Raw genomic sequence first — 18,434 nt, 5'->3', positions numbered from 1 at the left:
TTCGTCTTGAAATCCTTACCTTCCTTCTGTGGTCTTGCCCTTGCCGCCAGTGGTGGCCTAATGGCGTCGCCTGCTCTGGCGGACTTTCTTGCCGACAGCCATGCCAACCTGGCGATGCGTAACTTCTACTTCAACAGTGATAACCGCGACGGTGCCGCCAAGCCGTCGAAGACCGAGGAATGGGCGCAGGGCTTCCTGCTCGATCTGCGTTCGGGGTACACCAGCGGGGTGATCGGCGTCGGGGGGGATGCGACCGCCATGCTGGGTGTCACCTTGGACAGCGGCCGTGGCCGACACGCGGGGGGCACGATGATTCCGTCCGATGGCGAGCGTGCGGTGGATCAGTGGGGCAGCGCGGGCGCGACTTTGAAGTTCAAAGCGAGCAAGAACGAGCTGCGGGTCGGCCAGTTGATGCCGAAGATGCCGGTGTTGATGGCCTCGGATGGTCGGTTGCTGCCGCAGACCTTCCAGGGGGTGCAGCTGCAGTCGAAGGAGTTCGACAATCTGATGCTGATCGGCGGTGCGCTTGACCGCGCCCGGGGCCGGGCGTCCACCGACCTGACCGGCATGGCCGTAAGTGGCGGCACCCAGGAAAGTGACCGTTTCTATTTTGCCGGTGTCGATTACCGTGCCAGCGATGCGCTCATGCTGCAGTACTACGCGGGTGAATTGCAGGACTATTACCAGCAGCATTTTGCTGGCCTCAATCATACCCTGGCACTGACTGACGACAGCTCGCTGACGACCGACCTGCGCTACTTCCGCACCCGCTCGGACGGCGCCAACGGCAGCGCTTCGGGGCGAGCGCAGGGCTATACCGTAGGCGGCTACACCGCCGATGGAGACGGCGAAATCGATAGCGACCTGTGGAGTGCGGCGTTCACTTACCGCCTGGGTGGTCACTCGCTCATGCTGGGCTATCAGAGCGTTTCCGATGACAGCAACTTCGTGCAGATCAACCAAGGGTCGATCAACAAGGGGGCCGGTGGCAGCAGCTTGTATCTGTGGACAGACAAGATGCTATTGAGTTTCACGCGTGCTGGCGAGCGCACCGGTTTTGCGCAGTATGGCTACGATTTCGCGGCGTTGGGTGTGCCCGGCCTCAAGGCCTCGGTGATGTATCTCAAGGGTGACCACATCCAGACCGCGGGCGGCGCCGAGCAGTCGGAGTGGGAGCGGGACTTCTCCCTGGATTATGTGATCCAGAGCGGGACCTTCAAGGGCCTGGGCGTGGCCTGGCGCAATGGCATGTCCCGCAGCGAAGCGGCCCGCAATGGCGATCAGAACCGCGTGATCGTCAACTATACCGTGGCATTGTTCTGAGCTGGCAGCAGCCGGCCTGTTCAGCGTTACGGTCCGGGAAATGCTCAAGGTTCTTCACCGTCGACGATGATGGTGCCGCATCGGCTCTTGCTGGCATGATGGCGGTTGCCAGGGCATTCGCAGATAATGATTCATCTGGGCCCTGACAAAGACTTGGGCAATTCAAAGGTGAGGATCTACGGATGGTTAATGTTCGGCCGCGTCCTGCGGTGAATGGCGTGGCTTCGGCTGACCGCGTGCTGACAGTGCTCTCGGCGTTCCAGGTGGGCGACACGTCCTTGACCCTTGTGGAGCTTGTCGAGCGTACCGGACTGATCAAAAGTACCATCATGCGTTTGATGGTCTCGCTGGAGAACCATGGTTTCGTCAATCGCATGGCAGATGGGCGCTACCAGCTGGCCAGCGAGGTCATGCGGCTCAATGCGGTGTATGAGGAGGGCATTGATCTGGAGCGCCACGTGATGCCCAGGCTGCACCAGTTGGCAGAGCGTACCGGCGAGACGGCCTCGTTCTACGTGCGACACGGCGCGTATCGGATGTGTCAGTACCGCGTCAATTCGCCCCATCGACTGCGCATGCACGTCCAGCCCGGCGACATGCGGCCGATGGACGACGCCGCTGGGGCCCAGGCGTTGCGCGCGCCGTTCGCCAGCGGTATCGCCATGCAAAAGCCGTTTTACTCGATGGGAGCCACAGACCCGCATGCCGCATCGGTCGCCTTTCCCGTGTACGGCGCTGGCGACGAGCTGGTCGGCGCACTGGTGCTTTCCGGCCCATCCAGCCGGCTCACCCCGGAGTGTGCCGAAGCCTTCAACGACATTTTCTTCGACGCTACCCGTGACCTGATGCGCAGCCTTGGCTGCAAGGCTGCAGATGGCTTGCCGGCAGCCGGGAAGTGATCATCGCCAGCAGGACGCGGGGCGGCTACTAGCGCAATGATCGCTGTAGCCGCTCGGTCAGGTTCAGCAGATCACTGAATCAGCGGCACGCCACTGAGCTTCTGCAGCTCGTCAAAGTCGATGTCCGCGCAGATCTCTACCACTTTCAGGCCATCGGCAGTCACTTCCAGCACGGCCAGGTCGGTGTAGATACGGCTGACGCAACCGATGCCGGTCAGCGGGTAGGTGCACTCGGGCACCAGCTTGCTTTCGCCGGTCTTGGTCAGGTGGTCCATCATCACGAACACCTGGCGGGCGCCCGTGGCCAGGTCCATCGCGCCGCCCACGGCGGGGATCGAACCTTCGGCGCCGGTGTGCCAGTTGGCCAGGTCGCCCTTGACCGAGACCTGGAAGGCGCCCAGCACGGCGATGTCCAGGTGGCCGCCACGCATCATCGAGAACGAGTCGGCGTGGTGGAAGAAGGCACCACCGGTGAGCAGGGTCACGTGTTGCTTGCCGGCGTTGATCAGGTCGTCGTCTTCCTCGCCTGGCGCCGGGCTCGGGCCCATGCCCAGCAGGCCATTCTCGCTGTGCAGGAACACTTCCTTGTCGCCCAGGTAGTTGGCCACCAGGGTCGGTGCGCCGATGCCCAGGTTGACGTAGGCGCCTTCCTGGATGTCTGCGGCCACGCGCTGGGCCATCTCGGTGCGGGAGAGCTTTTTGGTGATGGTCATGGCAGGCCTCAGACAGCGTTGGCGATCGAAGAAGCGGCAGCACCGGAAACGGCGACCACGCGCTGGACGAAAATACCCGGGGTGATGATGTGCTCCGGGTCCAGTTCACCGAGCTCGACAACCTGGTCGACCTGGGCGATGGCGGTCTTGGCGGCCATGGCCATGATCGGGCCGAAGTTGCGCGCGGCCTTGCGGTAGACCAGGTTGCCCCAACGGTCACCCTTGTGCGCCTTGATCAGCGCAAAGTCGGCGTGCAGTGGCATTTCCAGCACGTACTGGCGGCCGTCGATTTCACGGGTTTCCTTGCCTTCGGCGAGCAGGGTGCCGTAGCCGGTCGGCGAGAAGAATGCACCGATGCCCGAACCCGCTGCGCGGATACGCTCCGCCAGGTTGCCTTGTGGCACGACTTCCAGTTCGATCTTGCCGGCACGGTACAGTTCGTCGAACACGTAGGAGTCGGACTGGCGCGGGAAGGAGCAGATTACCTTGCGCACGCTGCCGGCCATCAGCAGAGCGGCCAGGCCGATCTCGCCGTTGCCGGCGTTGTTGCTGATGATGGTCAGGTCGCGGGCACCGGTGGCGATCAGGCCATCGATGAGTTCGGACGGCATCCCGGCGGTGCCGAAGCCACCGACCATGATGGTCGAACCGTCGGTAATCCCTTCCACCGCGCTGGCGATGGACTCAAACGTTTTATTGATCACAGCGAGCTCCTGGTTCTTCCTGGAGTATGAATTGTCGACCTGCCGCGTTGACGCGGTGGGGCCATTCAGCGCGTTGGCGTTGTGTGCTGACTTGCCCATAGCGTGCCGCAATCGCGTGAAACAGTAGAGGGGGCGGAGAGGAATTTGTGCGATTACCGAACTGTTGTGCGATTTCTGAGCGGTCCGGACCCCTGACAATCACTCGGATGCAAACGATGGCCGCTCGGCGAACCAGGCCACCGCCAGCGCCTTGAACGCCTCGGCCGAAGGCGTCAGCGGATAGCGCTGGTCATGCGCCAGGACGATGCTGTGGGTGGGCAGCTTCTCATCGGTCGGCCGGCAGACCAGCGCTTGCCCATCATAGCTACGGTCACCAAATGGCCGGGTATAGATCAGCGCCACGCCAAAGCCGTTGGCGACGAGGCTACGCTGCAGCTCGAAGGTGCGCACACGGTGCACAACGGCCGGTGACAGGTCGTAGAAGCTGAACAGGTCCAGCACATGCTGCCAACTCTGCGCCTGATCGGTGACCACCAGGGTGTATTGCGCCAGTGCCTTGAGGCTGACGCGCGGTTCCCTTGCCAAGGGGTGATCGGCTGCCAGCAGTACCTGAGCGGTCAGCTCGCACAGCTGAGTGCAGTGGGTGTTCGGCGGCAAACCCAGGTCGTAGGTGATCGCCAGCTCTATCGCCCCTTCACTGAGCCGCTTGCCCACGAAATCGAAGCTGCCATCGCGCATGTCGACGGTAACCCGCGGGCAGGACTCCTGCATCCGCCGCACGGTTTGCGGCAGGCAATAGGGCGCCAGGTCTTCGAAACAGCCGACCACCAGTTCGCCGACGCACTCACCTGCATTGGCATTGATTTCGGCAAAGGTCTGCGCCTCTGCCAGTACGCGACGGGCCTGGACCATGACTGTGCGACCGAAGGGCGTCAGCGATATGCCCAGGCCCCGTTGGCGGATGAAGATCGATTGCCCAAGCACCTCCTCCAGCTCGGTGATGGCGGCCGAGATGGAGGGTTGTGACACATGCAGTTCCATGGCCGCAGCCGTCAGGTTTCCGTGCTTGGCCGCTGTGAGCGCATAGCGCAGTTGCCGCAGCGTGAACTTCATAGGTTTTTCCTTTGTGATGCATCAGCACTTATTATTTTATCCTTTTTTTACATTGTGAAATATTTCTCCTGCGCAGTGCTCACCAAGGACGGCACGTCAGCCAGGCTGGCGTCCCTCTTTGGGCCGGATGCCCTCGAATACTGCAATCAATGTTCTTGTTTGGGAGCGTCACAATGACAATTACAAAGGCTCTGCTGACCACGACACTTTCTCTCGGGTTGCTGGCGTCCGCTGGCGGCAGCCAGGCCGCCAGTTGGTGCGAGTCTGGCAAACCGGTCAAATTCGCCGGTTTGAACTGGGAAAGCGGGATGCTGCTCACCGACGTGATGCAGTTCGTGCTGAAAAACGGTTACGGCTGCGATACCGATAGCCTGCCGGGCAACTCCATCTCCATGGAAAACGCCCTGAGCAGCAACGATATCCAGGTGTTCGCCGAAGAATGGGTAGGGCGCAGCGAGGTCTGGAACAAGGCTGCGGCTGCCGGCAAGGTCGTCGGCGTCGGCGCCCCGGTGGTAGGCGCGGTCGAGGGCTGGTACGTGCCGCGTTATGTGATCGAAGGCGATGCCCAGCGCAAACTCGAAGCCAAGGCACCGAACCTCAAGCGCATCGCCGACCTGGGGCAATACGCTCAGGTCTTCCAGGACCCGGAAGAACCGGACAAGGGGCGCTTCTACAACTGCCCGGCCGGCTGGACCTGTGAGCTGGACAACAGCGAAATGCTCAAGCACTACGGCCTGGAAAACACCTATACCAACTTCCGTCCGGGCACCGGCCCGGCGCTGGATGCCGCCGTGCTGTCGAGCTACAAGCGGGGTGAGCCGATCCTGTTCTATTACTGGTCACCGACGCCGTTGATGGGCCAGGCCGACCTGGTCAAGCTGGACGAGAAGCCCGGCGTGGACAAATCCGTGACCATCAAGGTGGGGGTGTCCAAGGCCTTCCACGAGCAGGCGCCGGAACTGGTGGCAGTACTGGAAAAGGTCAATCTGCCGATCGACCTGCTGAACCAGAACCTGGCGCGCATGAGCAAAGACCGTATCGAGTCGCCGGAGCTGGCCAGGTTGTTCCTCAAGGAGCACCCGGAAGTCTGGCACAGCTGGGTCAGCGAAGACGCAGCCAAGAAGGTCGATGCGGCACTCTGAAAGCGGGGGCGTCCGGCGGTTGCCGGATATACCCACGTCGGTCCGCTCCATGCACTTGCTCGAGACAATTCCATGTTTCCCAAAAACTTCACGTTCTCCATTGCCGACTGGGTCAATGGCTGGGTCGATGCGCTGGTAAGCAACTACGGCGATGTGTTCCGGCACGTCTCCGACACTCTGTTGTGGGCCATCGTCAACCTCGAAGGCCTGCTGCGCGCGACCCCTTGGTGGCTGGTGCTGGCCATCGTCGCGGGTATTGCCTGGCATGCCACCCGCAAGGTCGCGGCCACCGCCGTGATCGTCGGCTTGCTGTTCCTGGTCGGTGCGGTAGGCCTCTGGGACAAGCTGATGCAGACCTTGGCGCTGATGCTGGTGGCCACGCTGATCTCCGTGCTGGTCGGCATTCCGCTGGGGATCCTGTCGGCGCGCAACGACCGCCTGCGGGCGGTGTTGATGCCGCTGCTCGACATCATGCAGACCATGCCCAGCTTCGTGTACCTGATTCCGGTGTTGATGCTGTTCGGCCTGGGCAAGGTGCCGGCGATCTTTGCCACCGTCATCTATGCCGCTCCGCCACTGATCCGCCTGACCGATCTGGGGATTCGCCAGGTGGATGGCGAAGTGATGGAGGCAATCAATGCCTTCGGCGCCAATCGCCTGCAGCAACTGTTCGGCGTGCAACTGCCCCTGGCGTTGCCGAGCATCATGGCCGGTATCAACCAGACCACCATGATGGCCCTGTCGATGGTGGTCATCGCGTCGATGATCGGCGCCCGTGGCCTGGGTGAAGACGTGCTGGTCGGCATCCAGACCCTCAACGTCGGCCGCGGCCTCGAAGCGGGCCTGGCCATTGTGATTCTGGCGGTCGTGATCGACCGTATTACCCAGGCTTATGGCCGGCCACGGCATGGGGTGGGCAAATGAGCGCCAAGCAGATGATGAACAAGATCGAAGTGAAGAACGTCTTCAAGATTTTCGGGGCGCGCGCCGAAGAGGCCATGGCACTGATCCGCCAGAAAAAGGCCAAGGACCAGGTGCTGGCCGAAACCGGCTGCGTGGTCGGCGTCAACGACCTTTCGTTGTCCATCGGCAGCGGTGAGATCTTCGTGATCATGGGACTGTCGGGCTCGGGCAAATCAACCCTGGTGCGCCATTTCAACCGCCTGATCGACCCCACCAGCGGCCAGATCCTGGTCGATGGCGAGGACATCCTGCAATACGACCTGCCGGCCCTGCGTGAATTCCGCCGACACAAGATCAGCATGGTGTTCCAGAGCTTCGGCCTGCTGCCGCACCGCAGCGTGCTGGACAACGTCGGCTATGGCCTGAAAGTCCGTGGCGAAAACAAGGCCACGTGCATTGAGCGAGCCCAGCACTGGATCAACACCGTGGGCTTGAAAGGGTATGAAAAATCGTACCCGCACCAGTTGTCGGGCGGGATGCGCCAGCGCGTTGGCCTGGCCCGTGCCTTGGCCGCCGACACTGACATCATCCTCATGGACGAAGCCTTCAGTGCGCTCGACCCGCTGATTCGCGCCGAAATGCAGGACCAGCTGCTGGAGCTGCAGAAGACCTTGCACAAGACCATCGTCTTCATCACCCACGACCTCGATGAAGCGGTGCGTATCGGCAACCGGATTGCCATTCTCAAAGACGGTCGCCTGATCCAGGTCGGCACGCCGAAGGAAATCCTCTATCAGCCTGCGGACGAATACGTCGATCGTTTCGTGCAGCGCCGCGTAGCTTCGCTTTAAGGAATCGCGTGTATGTCGTTTGCCGAAAAAATCATCATCGCCGATGCGCCTGTTCACTGGCAGGACGTGGTGGCCGTGGCGCGGCATGGCGCCAGGCTCGAGCTGGCGCCTTCGGCCTGGGCGCGGATCGACAACGCCCAGGCGATCGTCCAGCGCATCGTTGCCAGCGGTGAACGCGCCTATGGCGTCAACACCGGGCTTGGCGCCTTGTGCAATGTGTCATTGCAAGACGAACAGCTCAGCCAGTTGTCGCGCAATACCTTGCTCAGCCATGCCTGTGGCGTGGGGGCAGCGCTGTCGGATGAACAGACCCGGGCGATCATGTGCGCGGCGGTCGTCAATTTCAGCCAGGGCCGTTCCGGCCTGCAGCGCAAGGTGGTCGAGGCGCTGCTGACACTGCTCAACCAGCACATCACCCCACAGGTTCCGAAGCAGGGGTCGGTGGGGTATCTGACCCACATGGCCCATATCAGCATCAGCTTGCTGGGCGTCGGTCAGGTCAGTTATCGCGGCCAGATCGTACCCGCGCAGCAAGCCCTGGCCGAGGTCGGCCTGGCGCCGGTCAGGCTGGGCGCCAAGGATGGCCTGTGCCTGGTCAACGGCACCCCGTGCATGACCGGCCTGAGCTGCCTGTCTCTGGACGACGCCACGCGGTTGAGCCAATGGGCGGACGTGATCGGTGCAATGAGCTTCGAAGCCCTGCGTGGCCAACTCGATGCCTTCGACCCGGAAATCATTGCGCTCAAACCGCACCCCGGCATGCAGCGTGTGGGCAGCAACTTGCGCCGCCTGCTTGAAGGCAGCGAAGTCATTGCCAGCAGCCATGGCATCCGCACCCAGGACGCGTTGAGCATTCGTTCGATCCCGCAGGTTCATGGCGCCGCCCGCGATCAGTTGGCCCACGCTGCGCGGCAGATCGAAACCGAACTCAATTCCACGACCGACAACCCGATGTTGCTGGGTACGCCCGAGTCGTATCGAGTGGTTTCCCAGGCGAACCCGCACGGCCAGTCGGTGGCCATGGCGGCTGACCTGCTGGCTATCGCGGTGGCCGAGATCGGGGCGATTGCCGAGCGCCGTCTCGACCGCCTGATCAACCCCTTGGTCAGTGGCTTGCCGGCGTTCCTGGTCAGCCAGCCTGGGGTGAATTCGGGCATGATGATCGTCCAGTACGTGGCCGCTTCCCTGTGTGCGGAAAACCGCCAGTTGGCGCAACCGGCCGTCATCGACAACTACGTCACCTCCGGGCTGCAGGAGGATCACTTGAGCATGGGCACCAATGCCGGGTTGAAGCTGCACCGCGCCTTGGAGAACTGCACGCAGATCCTTGCCATCGAGTACCTGTTGGCGGCCCAGGCCTTCGAGTTCCTCAAGGAGCAGCGTTTTGGGGCAGGGACGGAGGTCGCCTGGCGCTTGCTGCGCGAGCGGGTGCCGGCATATGCCCAGGACCGATGGCTGGCCCCGGATATCGTCAGCAGTGCAGCGATCCTGAAGGAAGCGGGGCTGCTGGATGCGGCCTTCCCGGGGTTGCTGTGAGGTGGACTGTCATGGGTGCCCGACAGCGTTGCTGAACAGCTTGACGGCCTCCACGACTTGGCGCGCGCCGCTCTGAATGTCCTCGATCACCTGTCCCGCCTGGCCAACCATTTCGACGCCGAGGTCGGCTTTACCAAGACTTTTCTGCATGCCCTGGACAGCGACCTGGGAGAGATCATGGTTTCGCTTTACCACCTCCTTGATCTCCGTTGTCGCTTGAGCGGTTCGCACTGCCAACTTGCGAACCTCGTCTGCTACCACGGAAAAACCCCTGCCGTGCTCTCCCGCTCGGGCCGCTTCAATCGCAGCATTCAGGGCCAGGAGGTTTGTTTGCTCGGCAACCTCGCGAATCGTTTGAATGATGCGGGTGATGGCTTCGGATTGCGTGTTGACTGCCTGAATCTGCTCTGCGGCTCTGGAAAGCTCATCGGCAATTTCTCGCACCGTGGCGATGGTCTGGCGAACGATATTTGCGCCTTGGTGAGCGTTGCGGTCGGTATTGTGGGCGATTTCGTAAGCCAGCGCGGCAGCCGCTGATTCAGCCTGTTGATGGTTGACTTGAGGTGTGATGTCGCGAGCAAATTTGACAATTTTGTAGAGCCGGTTCTCGGTATCGAACACTGGGTTGTAAGTCGCGCTCAGCCAGACGGTATTGCCGTGCCGGTCAACCCGCTGGAAGCGGCCAGAGAAAAACTCACCTGCGTTCAGCCGCGTCCAGAATTGTTGGTATTCAGCCGAGTCCGCTTCCTGCGGCGTGCAAAACAGTCGGTGATGCTTGCCCTGGATGTCTTTTAATTCATATTTGAATGTGCGCAAAAAGTTTTGATTGGCTTCAATGAGGTGTCCGTTCAGGTCGAACGAGACGATGGCCATGGCGCGATGAATGGCGTCTATTACACCGCTTTGCTCTTGTTCGATTTTTACCCGGTCTGTTACAACGGTCGCGAGCATCAGGATCTCTTCGACGTCGCCACTTGAGCGGAGAATCGGATTGTAGCTCGCTTCCATCCATACTTTCGTTCCCGCCTTGTTACAGAGCGCAAACCGATCGCGAACATACTCACCCCTGCGCAACTTTTGCCAGAGGTCGCCGTTTATACCTGCCGGAGAGTCATCCCTGGGGACAAGTAGGGTGTGATGCTTTCCAATCAGTTCGTCTTGATGGTAATCCAGCGCGCGTAGAAAGTTCTGGTTGGCGCTGATGATGATACCGTTCGGTGCAAGCGTCATCATCAGGTTGGACAGGTCGATGGCGCGCGTTCTTGCCTGCGTGTACCTTAATGCCGATGAGGCATGTTCAAGTTCGAGCTTTAATCGTGTGTTAAACATAAGCTATCCTGGTGCTGCTTTGATTGTGGGCTCGGTGCTTCTGTGTCCTCGATATCGCGGCTAAGGCCAAGTAATACGGGGGAGCGCCTCGATCGCGGGCTTTGCAAAAAAGTATCCTTGAAACAAGTTGACGCCAATGTCTTGCAGTGTCGTCAATTCTTCCAAGGTTTCTACGCCTTCGGCGATGACCTCGATGCCGAGCGCCTTGGATATCGTTACGATCCCATGAGTTATCACTCTTTTGGCTTTGCTGTGCTGAATCCCTCGGATGAGGTCCATGTCGATTTTTATGATGTCGGGCTGAAAATCGGCAAGTAGGTTGAGGCCTGAGTAGCCGGCGCCGAAATCATCGATAGCCGTTTTGAAACCCTGCTTCTTGTAAGCGCTCATGATGTTCTTGATATGCGATCTGTCACTGATGCTCTCACCTTCAGTGACTTCGAATATGATTCGATCAATCGGGAATCCGAATGTCTCGGCGGCCTCCAGTGTGGTGCGTATGCAGGCTTCTGCTTGATAGACCGCGTTGGGTAAAAAATTGATGCTTAAAAAGTCTTGAACACTGGCTTTTGCTGCTAATTCAACGGCTTTGACACGGCATGCTTGATCGAAGCGGTATCGATTGGACTCATTGACCTTGTCCAAAATGGATTTGGCACCCGCTCCGTCTGTGCCGCGAACCAGAGATTCATAAGCGAATACAGTGTTGTTGGCGGTATTTACAATCGGTTGAAAGGCCATGGTGAAATCGACATCAAAGCCTTGATTGTCCTTGCAGTTGCGGCAACCGTGGGGCCGCTGAGCCGTGACGGGTATGAGTTGTATAGACAAGCTGGCACCTCGTGTGGGGCGGTGGTATGGCTCCGTGCCGATGTCTTGGAGGTGCTTGCACGCTCCCTGAGGCGAAGTATTGCCCCAATACTTGTACAAGGAAAGCTATTTGTACAATTATTTTTGGCGCATAGGGCGGTGTATAAGCCAAATCAGGCGACGAAATAGCCATCCACGGGTCTTTGTTAACTTCTGAGCACCGAGGCTGTACAACTTTGGGGCGTGGGTCGATTGCACTTGCGAGTGCCTTGGCGTGCGGTGGTATTGATAAAACCGATAGGAGCTATATCGAAAGCATCTGTTCCATCAAAGAAAATGGGGCCACGACATAACCACATGATGGAATCTGCCATGAATAGAGTCTCTTTCACCGAACGCATGGTCCATGCCGTCGGCTATGAAATCTTCGCCGTTCTGCTCTGTGCGCCCTTGCTCTCGTGGCTCATGGGCAAGTCGCTGGCCACGGCCGGCACCCTGGCGGTCACGCTGTCGCTGATCGCGATGGCCTGGAACATGGTCTACAACGCGCTGGTCGACCGCTTCGTGGCGACGCCGCGCATTCAGTGGAAAGCCCCGGCGCGCTTCGTCCATGGGCTGGGCTTCGAGGCGGGCCTGGTGGTCTGGTGCCTGCCGGTGGCGGCCTGGATGCTGGAGATCTCGCTGCTGCAGGCGTTCATGGTCGAGCTGGGCTTCTTCGTGATCATCTTGCCCTACACCGTGCTGTACAACTGGGTGTTCGACCGCGCCCGGCACCTCATCCAGCAGCGCCGGGCCGTGGTCTGAGGCCTCAGAAGTGCCTGCTGACACCTGCCACCACGGTGGCGCTGCAGACGTCGTCGAAGCCATAGCTACTGGCGCATTCGGCCTGCGACAGGTTGGTGTCCATGTAGCTGAGGCGCCAGGTCAGCCCGAGGTAATCGCGGCTGAGCCTGGCTTCCCATTCACGGTACGCGTCTCGCGACTGGCCACTTTGTGACCAATAGCTCGGGTCCTTGAAGTCGACGCGGCCGTAGCGCAGCTCCAGGCCGACCTCCAGCGGCAGCACCGTGTGGTAGCCAACGAAGGTATAGAGGCTGTCCTGATCCTTGCCATACCGGGTGTTGGAATCGCTGGAGTAATACGCCGCGAGCTTGAAGCCGTGCACATCGAGGATGGCGTAGAGCTCGGACAGGTTGTACTGGCTCTCCTTGGGGTAGGTGTACTTGAGATAGCCCAGGTCCAGGTTGATGCCTTCAGTCGCTTGCCATGCCCAGCCAGCGTAGTAGTCGACCTCCTGGCGGGTTTTGCTGTCGAAGCCGAAATCGACATTCGAGGTCCAGGCGCCCAGGTACAGGCCGCTGGCATGGCTGAGCATCACGTCGGCCTGCGCGGCCGGGTCGCCCTGAGTTTGCGATATGCCGCGGCTGCGGTAGTCACTGACCGCGGCAAGGTCGATGTCGACCGCGAAGTCATCGTTGATCGGCACGGCAAGGGCGGCGGGGGCGAGCGCGGCGCAGCCGAGTGCACACACGGCTGCCAGGGTAGCGTGTTTCATGAGTAGCCCTGTCTTGTCTTGTGGTTGTTGTGGCAGATAAGAACGCGGCATGCCCAAGGGCACGCCGAGGGGCTCGATTTACTTGGCGTAGACCTCGCGGCCACCGAAGTAGGTAGCCAACACCTGGGTTTCACCCAGTTGCTGATCGTTCACCGCAAGCACGTCACGGTCGAGGATGACGAAGTCGGCCTGCTTGCCCTGGCTCAGCGAGCCGATCTGCTGCTCCAGGCCCAGAGCCTTGGCAGCATGGGCGGTGTAGGCATACAGCATGGTCTGGCGGTCGAGGCGCTCATCGGCATTGAGCACGCCTTGCTCGCCTTTGCGCGTTGACGCCTGGGCGATGGCCTGCCAGGGGTTTGGCGAGGACACCGGCCAGTCGCTGGCGCCGGCGATGGTCGCGCCATTTTTCTGCAGCGAATGGGCCGGGTACTGGTAACGGAACGCCGCCGCGTCGACGTAGGGCTTGACCATATCGACGGTGTAATCGTCGCCAGCGGCCCACAGCAACTGCATCGAGGCAATCACGTCAAGGGCCTTGAAGCGGGCGAAATCCTGGGGGTTGACCAATTGCAGGTGGGTGATCGAATGGTGGATGCCGCTGTGGCCGGCCTTGCGCGCCTGCTCGACGCCATTGAGCGCTTCACGCACCGCCCGGTCGCCGATGGCGTGCACATGCACCAGCCAGCCGCGCTGGTCGGCGGCGCTGACCAGCTCGCCGAAATGTTGCGGGTCGATCAGCAGTTCGCCAGGCTTGTGCGTGTTGTGGTACGGCGTGAGCAAGGCGGCCGACTGCGCGGGGTATTCGAGTACGCCATCGGCGAATACCTTGATGCCTGGCAGGCTCAGGTTCGGCACGCCGGCGAACTGCTTGCGCACGTTGTCGATGGTCTGCAGGTCGGCGGGGGTACTTTTCGGATTGACCACCAGCAGCGCGGCGACATGCGCGTTCAGGCCGCCCTGTTCGGCAAGGGCCTTGTAGGCGGGCAGCACGCCCACGGTATGGTCGGTAGGCTTGATGGCGAAGATCGCCTCGCCGGGCATGCTGTTGGCGGCTGGGTCCATCCACGCGGTGATGCCCAGGCTGTTGTTGAACTGCACGGCTGCCTGTGCACCCTTGAGCAGGGTAGCGGCATCGGCCTTGGGCAATACGCTGGCGACCCGGTCCCAGCCGGCATCGACCAGGAAGCCGTTGGGCTGGCCATCGTCGAAGCTGCCGATGGTGTCTTTTTCCTGCTTGCTCAGGCTACCCAGCAACGCCTTGTCGATACCGGCGCGCTTGAGCATGGCCTGGTTGGCCCAGGCGGTGTGGTAGTCCTCGCCAATGAATACGATGGGCGTGTCAGCCCATTCACCGTGGCTGAAATGCTCGTTGAGCGCCTTGGCCTGCGCCCAGTAGTTCGAGCTGACCCCCAGTACCTTCAGCACATCGCCAGTGCGGGCACGTCCGTCGTCGCGCCAGGCGCGCAGGCGGGTTTCGAACTCATCCAGCGGCAGCGCCTCGCCGCCCATGTCGGCGCCACTCAGTTGCAAGCCGCCGAAAATGGCGTGGGAGTGGGTATCGATCAGGCCCGGCGTGACCCGTTTGCCCTGCAGGTCGATCACCCGGGTTTTTCCGTCAGCGAATGCCCGCGCCTGGACGTCGGACCCCACGGCAACGATCTTGCCGCCTTCGATTGCAATGGCTTGCGCCTGCGGATTGGCGCGGTCGGCGGTGAAGATCTTGCCGTTGACCAGCACCAGGTCGGCAGCGGCCAGAACTTGCCCCGAGGAAAAAGCCACGGCCAGCGCCAGCAAGCCAGGGAGACATCTCGACATGTGTAGCCTCTTGTATTTATTGGTGTAACGCGAGCCTAACCAGCGCAGGCCTGGCATAGAATCGCCAGAACGCTAAAAAGCCTTTTGCCATTCAGGAAAAACCGCATGGATACCTTGGGTGCGATTTCGATGTTCGTCGCCACGGCCGAGCACGGCAGCTTCAGCCGCGCCGCCGAGGCGCTGGGCAAGACGCCTTCGGCGCTGACCAAGGCGGTCACGCACCTGGAGCGTGAACTGGGTAGCCAGCTGTTCGAGCGCAGCACCCGGCGCATCGTGCTGACCGAAGCCGGCCGGCTGTACCTGGACACCGCCCGGCAGGTGTTGAAGAGCCTGCACGAGGCCGGTGAAGAGATCAGCCAGCTGCAGGGGTTGTCCGGCACGCTGCGCCTGACCGCGCCGCTGGCATTTGGCCGGGCGTTCCTGGCTGATGCCTGTGCCGGCTTCATGGGCGAGTATCCGCAGATTCAGCTGCGGGTGGAATTGTCCGATGCCTTCATCGACCTGATCGAAGCCGGTTACGACCTGGCGCTGCGCGAAGGGCACAGCGACCTGCCGGGCCTGATTGCCCGGGTCATCGGCAAGAACCGCATCTTTCTTTGCGCGAGCCCCGGCTATCTCGAACGCCACCCGCTGCCGATAACGGCGCACAGCATCGGCCAGCACCAATGGCTCAAGTACGTTCACCCGGCGCTGGATGCAAAGTTCTGGTGGATGCAGTGCGACGGCATGCGCATGCGCCTGCCATACCCGCACAAGGCGCGGCTGGAGAGCGACAATTACGACTTGCTGTTGCGCAATGCGCTGGCAGGCCACGGCATCCTGCACACCCCGGAGTGGAGCGTGCGCCGCTACCTGCAGGAGGGGCGGCTGGTGCGGGTGATGGAGCACTGCGTGATCGAGCCGGATGCGTTCGGTGAAGACATCCTGGCCGTTTACCCCAGCCACCGGCGTGCCAGCGGCAAGGTATTGGCGTTCATCGACTACCTGCAGGGCTACTTGCAGCGGCGGTGAGGCTTAGCCGATCGGGTCCTGGCCGAGCACCTTGCTCAACGCAACCCGGGCATCTTCCAGTTGCACCAGCGAAGCATGCCGGGCGCCGAGGGCGTCACCGTTCTGGATAGCCGTGAGGATCGCCTTGTGCCGCGGCAGGGCCAGTTCGTCGAAGTTGGGGCGCTGGTTGGAGTAGCGCACCGACTCGCGCAAGGCCAGCGAGAGCATGTTGCACAGGTAGGCGAGCAGGTCGTTGTGGGTGGCGTCGGCGATACGTGCGTGGAAGTCCAGGTCCGGTTGCAGGCGCTCTTCGTGGGTGCGTGCGGCTTCCATACGCTGATAGGCCTCGCTGATCGAGGCGATATCCTCGGCACTGGCATTGGTCGCGGCCAGTGCCGCGGCGGCAGGTTCGATGACCCAACGCACGCTGGACAGGGTGTTGAAAAACTCTTGCTGCGGCGTAGCCTGCATCAGCCAGTGCAGCACGTCGGGGTCGAGCATGTGCCAGGCGTGGCGCGGGCGCACCAGGGTGCCGACACGGGGGCGGGCTTCGATCAGGCCCTTGGCGGTGAGGGCGCGCATCGCTTCACGGAACACCGGCCGGCTGATCGCATAGGCCTCGCAGAGGCTGGCCTCGGCGGGCAGTTTCTGCCCCGGCTGGAGCTGGCCGGATACGATCTGCAGGCCGAGGTCCTGGACCAGGGTGGCGTGCATGCTCTTGCGCGTGGTGGGCTGGCGGTAGTTCATGTGGGGTGCTGGCGGTCCATCGGAGCGGGGTGGGCATCATAGCATCACCGATCGAGCGCGGGCCTTGCTCCCACAAAGGCCGCGCCTACAAGAGCAGTGCCAGTGCAGGTTCAGTGGGAGTGCCTGGGCACAGCGGAGCCTCGGCAGCCCACCAGAAAGTCGAAGTCACAACCTTCATCGGCCTGCATCACATGGTCGATGTACAACTTCGCATAGCCCCCGCTGATCAACGGCTGCGGCACCTGCAGATCTGCCAGGCGGCCGGCCAGTTCCGCCTCGGAAATATCCAGGTGCAGGCGGCCCTCATGGCAGTCCAGTTCGATCCAGTCACCTTCGCGTACCGCCGCCAACGGCCCACCCGCCGCAGCTTCAGGGGCCACATGCAGGACCACGGTGCCATACGCCGTGCCGCTCATGCGCGCGTCGGAGATGCGCACCATGTCGGTCACGCCCTGGGCCAGCAGCTTGGCTGGCAAGCCCATGTTGCCGACTTCGGCCATGCCCGGGTAACCCTTCGGGCCGCAATGTTTCATCACCAGCACCGAGCTGGCATCGACCTCCAGCGCCGGGTCGTTGATGCGCGCCTTGTAGTCTTCGAAGTTCTCGAACACCACCGCACGGCCACGGTGGCGCATCAGTTCCGGGGTTGCCGCCGAGGGCTTGAGCACCGCGCCTTTGGGGGCGAGGTTGCCGCGCAGGATGCAGATGCCGCCGTCGGCCACCAGCGGCTTGTCGATCGGCCGGATGACCGCTTCGTCATACAGCGCTGCGCTCTGGCAGTTGTGCCACAGGCTCTTGCCATTGGCGGTCAGCGCGCTGGGGTGGGGCAGCAGGTTGTGCTCGCCCAGGCGACGGATCACGGCAGGCAGGCCACCGGCATAGTAGAACTCTTCCATCAGGAAGCGCCCGGACGGCTGCAGATCGACCAGGGTCGGCGTGCCGCGGCCGACGCGGGTCCAGTCTTCCAGTTGCAGGTCGACGCCGATGCGCCCGGCGATGGCTTTCAAGTGGATCACCGCGTTGGTCGAGCCACCAATGGCGGCGTTGACGCGGATGGCATTCTCGAAGGCTTCGCGGGTAAGAATCTTCGACAGGCGCAGGTCCTCGTTGACCATCTCGACGATGCGCATGCCCGACAGGTGAGCGAGCACGTAACGGCGCGAGTCCACCGCAGGGATCGCCGCATTGTGCGGCAGCGAGGTACCCAGGGCCTCGGCCATGCAGGCCATGGTCGAAGCGGTGCCCATGGTGTTGCAGGTGCCTGCCGAACGCGACATGCCAGCTTCGGCCGAAAGGAATTCGTTGAGGTCGATCTGCCCGGCTTTGTAGGCCTCGTGCATCTGCCAGACGATGGTGCCGGCGCCGATGTCGCGGCCCTTGTGCTTGCCGTTGAGCATCGGCCCGCCGGTGACCACGATCGCCGGCACGTCGCAGCTGGCGGCGCCCATCAGCAGGGCCGGGGTGGTCTTGTCGCAGCCAGTCAGCAGCACCACGGCGTCCACCGGGTTGCCACGAATGGCTTCTTCGACGTCCATGCTCGCCAGGTTGCGGGTGAGCATCGCGGTGGGGCGCAGGTTGGACTCGCCGCTGGAGAACACCGGGAACTCCACCGGGAAGCCGCCAGCCTCCAGCACGCCTTTCTTCACATGCTCGGCAATCTTGCGAAAGTGCGCGTTGCACGGGGTCAGCTCGGACCAGGTGTTGCAGATGCCGATGATCGGCTTGCCCTGAAACTCATGGTCGGGAATGCCCTGGTTCTTCATCCAGCTGCGGTACATGAAGCCGTTCTTGTCGGCGGTGCCGAACCATTGGGCGGAGCGCAGCGGGCGTTTGCTATCAGACATGACGGACACCTTATTAGTATTACTATTTATCGTTGTGCTTCGACTCTATCGCTAAAAATCATCACTGTGAAGGCTTGTTGATTTAAATAGTAATACTATATGCTAGTTTCACCGCGCCGGAGGTCTGCCCATGAAACCCCGGCCATGTGCTGTCCCCATT

Annotated in this window: 16 protein-coding genes and 2 pseudogenes; 8 read left to right on the top strand and 10 right to left on the bottom strand. The window is 61.7% G+C overall.

The genetic code is table 11. The features are described from left to right. Window positions 1-60 precede the first annotated feature (60 nt). Together HU738_RS22575 and HU738_RS22570 are read left to right on the top strand one after the other, a co-directional pair. Complete coding sequence (locus HU738_RS22575; RefSeq protein ID WP_186604242.1) at window positions 61-1,323, top strand: OprD family porin; 1,263 nt, start codon at window positions 61-63, stop codon at window positions 1,321-1,323. A gap of 182 nt (window positions 1,324-1,505) precedes the next feature. Beyond that, window positions 1,506-2,222: an IclR family transcriptional regulator gene (locus tag HU738_RS22570; protein ID WP_186604240.1), complete on the top strand. Its 717-nt coding sequence runs from the start codon at window positions 1,506-1,508 to the stop codon at window positions 2,220-2,222. 71 nt (window positions 2,223-2,293) lie between these two features. Here HU738_RS22570 and HU738_RS22565 read toward each other — a convergent pair whose 3' ends face one another. From HU738_RS22565 to HU738_RS22555, 3 genes are all read right to left on the bottom strand, one after another. Further along, entirely contained in the window at window positions 2,294-2,935 is a 642-nt protein-coding gene (locus tag HU738_RS22565; RefSeq protein WP_054887386.1) for a 3-oxoacid CoA-transferase subunit B, read from the bottom strand. 8 nt (window positions 2,936-2,943) lie between these two features. Continuing rightward, window positions 2,944-3,639 carry a 3-oxoacid CoA-transferase subunit A gene (locus HU738_RS22560; RefSeq protein ID WP_176509840.1) on the bottom strand — a complete coding sequence of 232 codons (696 nt, stop codon included), beginning with the start codon at window positions 3,637-3,639 and terminating at the stop codon, window positions 2,944-2,946. 198 nt (window positions 3,640-3,837) lie between these two features. Continuing rightward, the gene (locus HU738_RS22555) at window positions 3,838-4,752 is read right to left on the bottom strand and encodes a LysR family transcriptional regulator (protein WP_186604238.1); all 915 of its coding nucleotides are present in this window, start codon (window positions 4,750-4,752) and stop codon (window positions 3,838-3,840) included. A 173-nt stretch (window positions 4,753-4,925) separates the two neighbouring features. Here HU738_RS22555 and HU738_RS22550 point away from each other — a divergent pair, with 173 nt between their 5' ends. From HU738_RS22550 to hutH, 4 genes are all read left to right on the top strand, one after another. Continuing rightward, on the top strand, window positions 4,926-5,894 hold the full coding sequence (locus HU738_RS22550; RefSeq protein WP_186604236.1) for an ABC transporter substrate-binding protein: 969 nt from the start codon (window positions 4,926-4,928) through the stop codon (window positions 5,892-5,894). A gap of 72 nt (window positions 5,895-5,966) precedes the next feature. Next, entirely contained in the window at window positions 5,967-6,818 is an 852-nt protein-coding gene (locus HU738_RS22545; RefSeq protein WP_054887382.1) for an ABC transporter permease, read from the top strand. Next, window positions 6,815-7,648 carry a quaternary amine ABC transporter ATP-binding protein gene (locus HU738_RS22540; protein WP_186604234.1) on the top strand — a complete coding sequence of 278 codons (834 nt, stop codon included), beginning with the start codon at window positions 6,815-6,817 and terminating at the stop codon, window positions 7,646-7,648. Before HU738_RS22545 ends, HU738_RS22540 begins: the two co-directional genes overlap by 4 nt. Before the next feature lie 12 nt (window positions 7,649-7,660). After that, window positions 7,661-9,184: a histidine ammonia-lyase gene (gene hutH, locus HU738_RS22535; protein WP_186604232.1), complete on the top strand. Its 1,524-nt coding sequence runs from the start codon at window positions 7,661-7,663 to the stop codon at window positions 9,182-9,184. Between the two features lie 9 nt (window positions 9,185-9,193). On the opposite strand, the pseudogene HU738_RS26430 reads toward hutH, so the two are convergent. From HU738_RS26430 to HU738_RS22525, 3 genes and pseudogenes are all read right to left on the bottom strand, one after another. Further along, window positions 9,194-9,637, bottom strand: a pseudogene (locus HU738_RS26430) (methyl-accepting chemotaxis protein); the annotation flags it as partial. A gap of 99 nt (window positions 9,638-9,736) precedes the next feature. After that, window positions 9,737-10,513: pseudogene (locus tag HU738_RS26425) on the bottom strand (PAS domain-containing protein); the annotation flags it as partial. Window positions 10,514-10,573: 60 nt separating this feature from the next. After that, window positions 10,574-11,344, bottom strand: coding sequence for an EAL domain-containing protein (locus HU738_RS22525; RefSeq protein ID WP_225923522.1), 771 nt, complete (start codon window positions 11,342-11,344; stop codon window positions 10,574-10,576). A 351-nt stretch (window positions 11,345-11,695) separates the two neighbouring features. On the opposite strand from HU738_RS22525, the gene HU738_RS22520 reads away from it, so the two are divergent. Beyond that, window positions 11,696-12,127, top strand: coding sequence for a multidrug/biocide efflux PACE transporter (locus HU738_RS22520; RefSeq protein WP_186604228.1), 432 nt, complete (start codon window positions 11,696-11,698; stop codon window positions 12,125-12,127). Window positions 12,128-12,131: 4 nt separating this feature from the next. Here HU738_RS22520 and HU738_RS22515 read toward each other — a convergent pair whose 3' ends face one another. Further along, the gene (locus HU738_RS22515) at window positions 12,132-12,878 is read right to left on the bottom strand and encodes a TorF family putative porin (RefSeq protein WP_186604226.1); all 747 of its coding nucleotides are present in this window, start codon (window positions 12,876-12,878) and stop codon (window positions 12,132-12,134) included. 78 nt (window positions 12,879-12,956) lie between these two features. Then, on the bottom strand, window positions 12,957-14,693 hold the full coding sequence (locus tag HU738_RS22510; RefSeq protein WP_186604224.1) for an amidohydrolase: 1,737 nt from the start codon (window positions 14,691-14,693) through the stop codon (window positions 12,957-12,959). A gap of 105 nt (window positions 14,694-14,798) precedes the next feature. Between HU738_RS22510 and HU738_RS22505 the strand changes: the two genes are divergently transcribed. Then, complete coding sequence (locus HU738_RS22505) at window positions 14,799-15,704, top strand: LysR family transcriptional regulator (RefSeq protein ID WP_186604222.1); 906 nt, start codon at window positions 14,799-14,801, stop codon at window positions 15,702-15,704. Between the two features lie 3 nt (window positions 15,705-15,707). Here the strand turns inward: HU738_RS22505 and HU738_RS22500 are convergent, their stop codons facing one another. Continuing rightward, window positions 15,708-16,430, bottom strand: coding sequence for a FadR/GntR family transcriptional regulator (locus HU738_RS22500; protein WP_186604220.1), 723 nt, complete (start codon window positions 16,428-16,430; stop codon window positions 15,708-15,710). A 110-nt stretch (window positions 16,431-16,540) separates the two neighbouring features. Further along, complete coding sequence (locus HU738_RS22495; protein WP_186604218.1) at window positions 16,541-18,274, bottom strand: IlvD/Edd family dehydratase; 1,734 nt, start codon at window positions 18,272-18,274, stop codon at window positions 16,541-16,543. Window positions 18,275-18,434: the final 160 nt, after the last annotated feature.

The sequence above is a fragment of the Pseudomonas vlassakiae genome (genome assembly GCF_014269035.2).
GTDB classification, from domain to species: domain Bacteria; phylum Pseudomonadota; class Gammaproteobacteria; order Pseudomonadales; family Pseudomonadaceae; genus Aquipseudomonas; species Aquipseudomonas vlassakiae.
The sequence above is the reverse complement of the archived record's forward strand: the minus strand, read 5'-3'. Positions and strand labels throughout refer to the sequence as shown.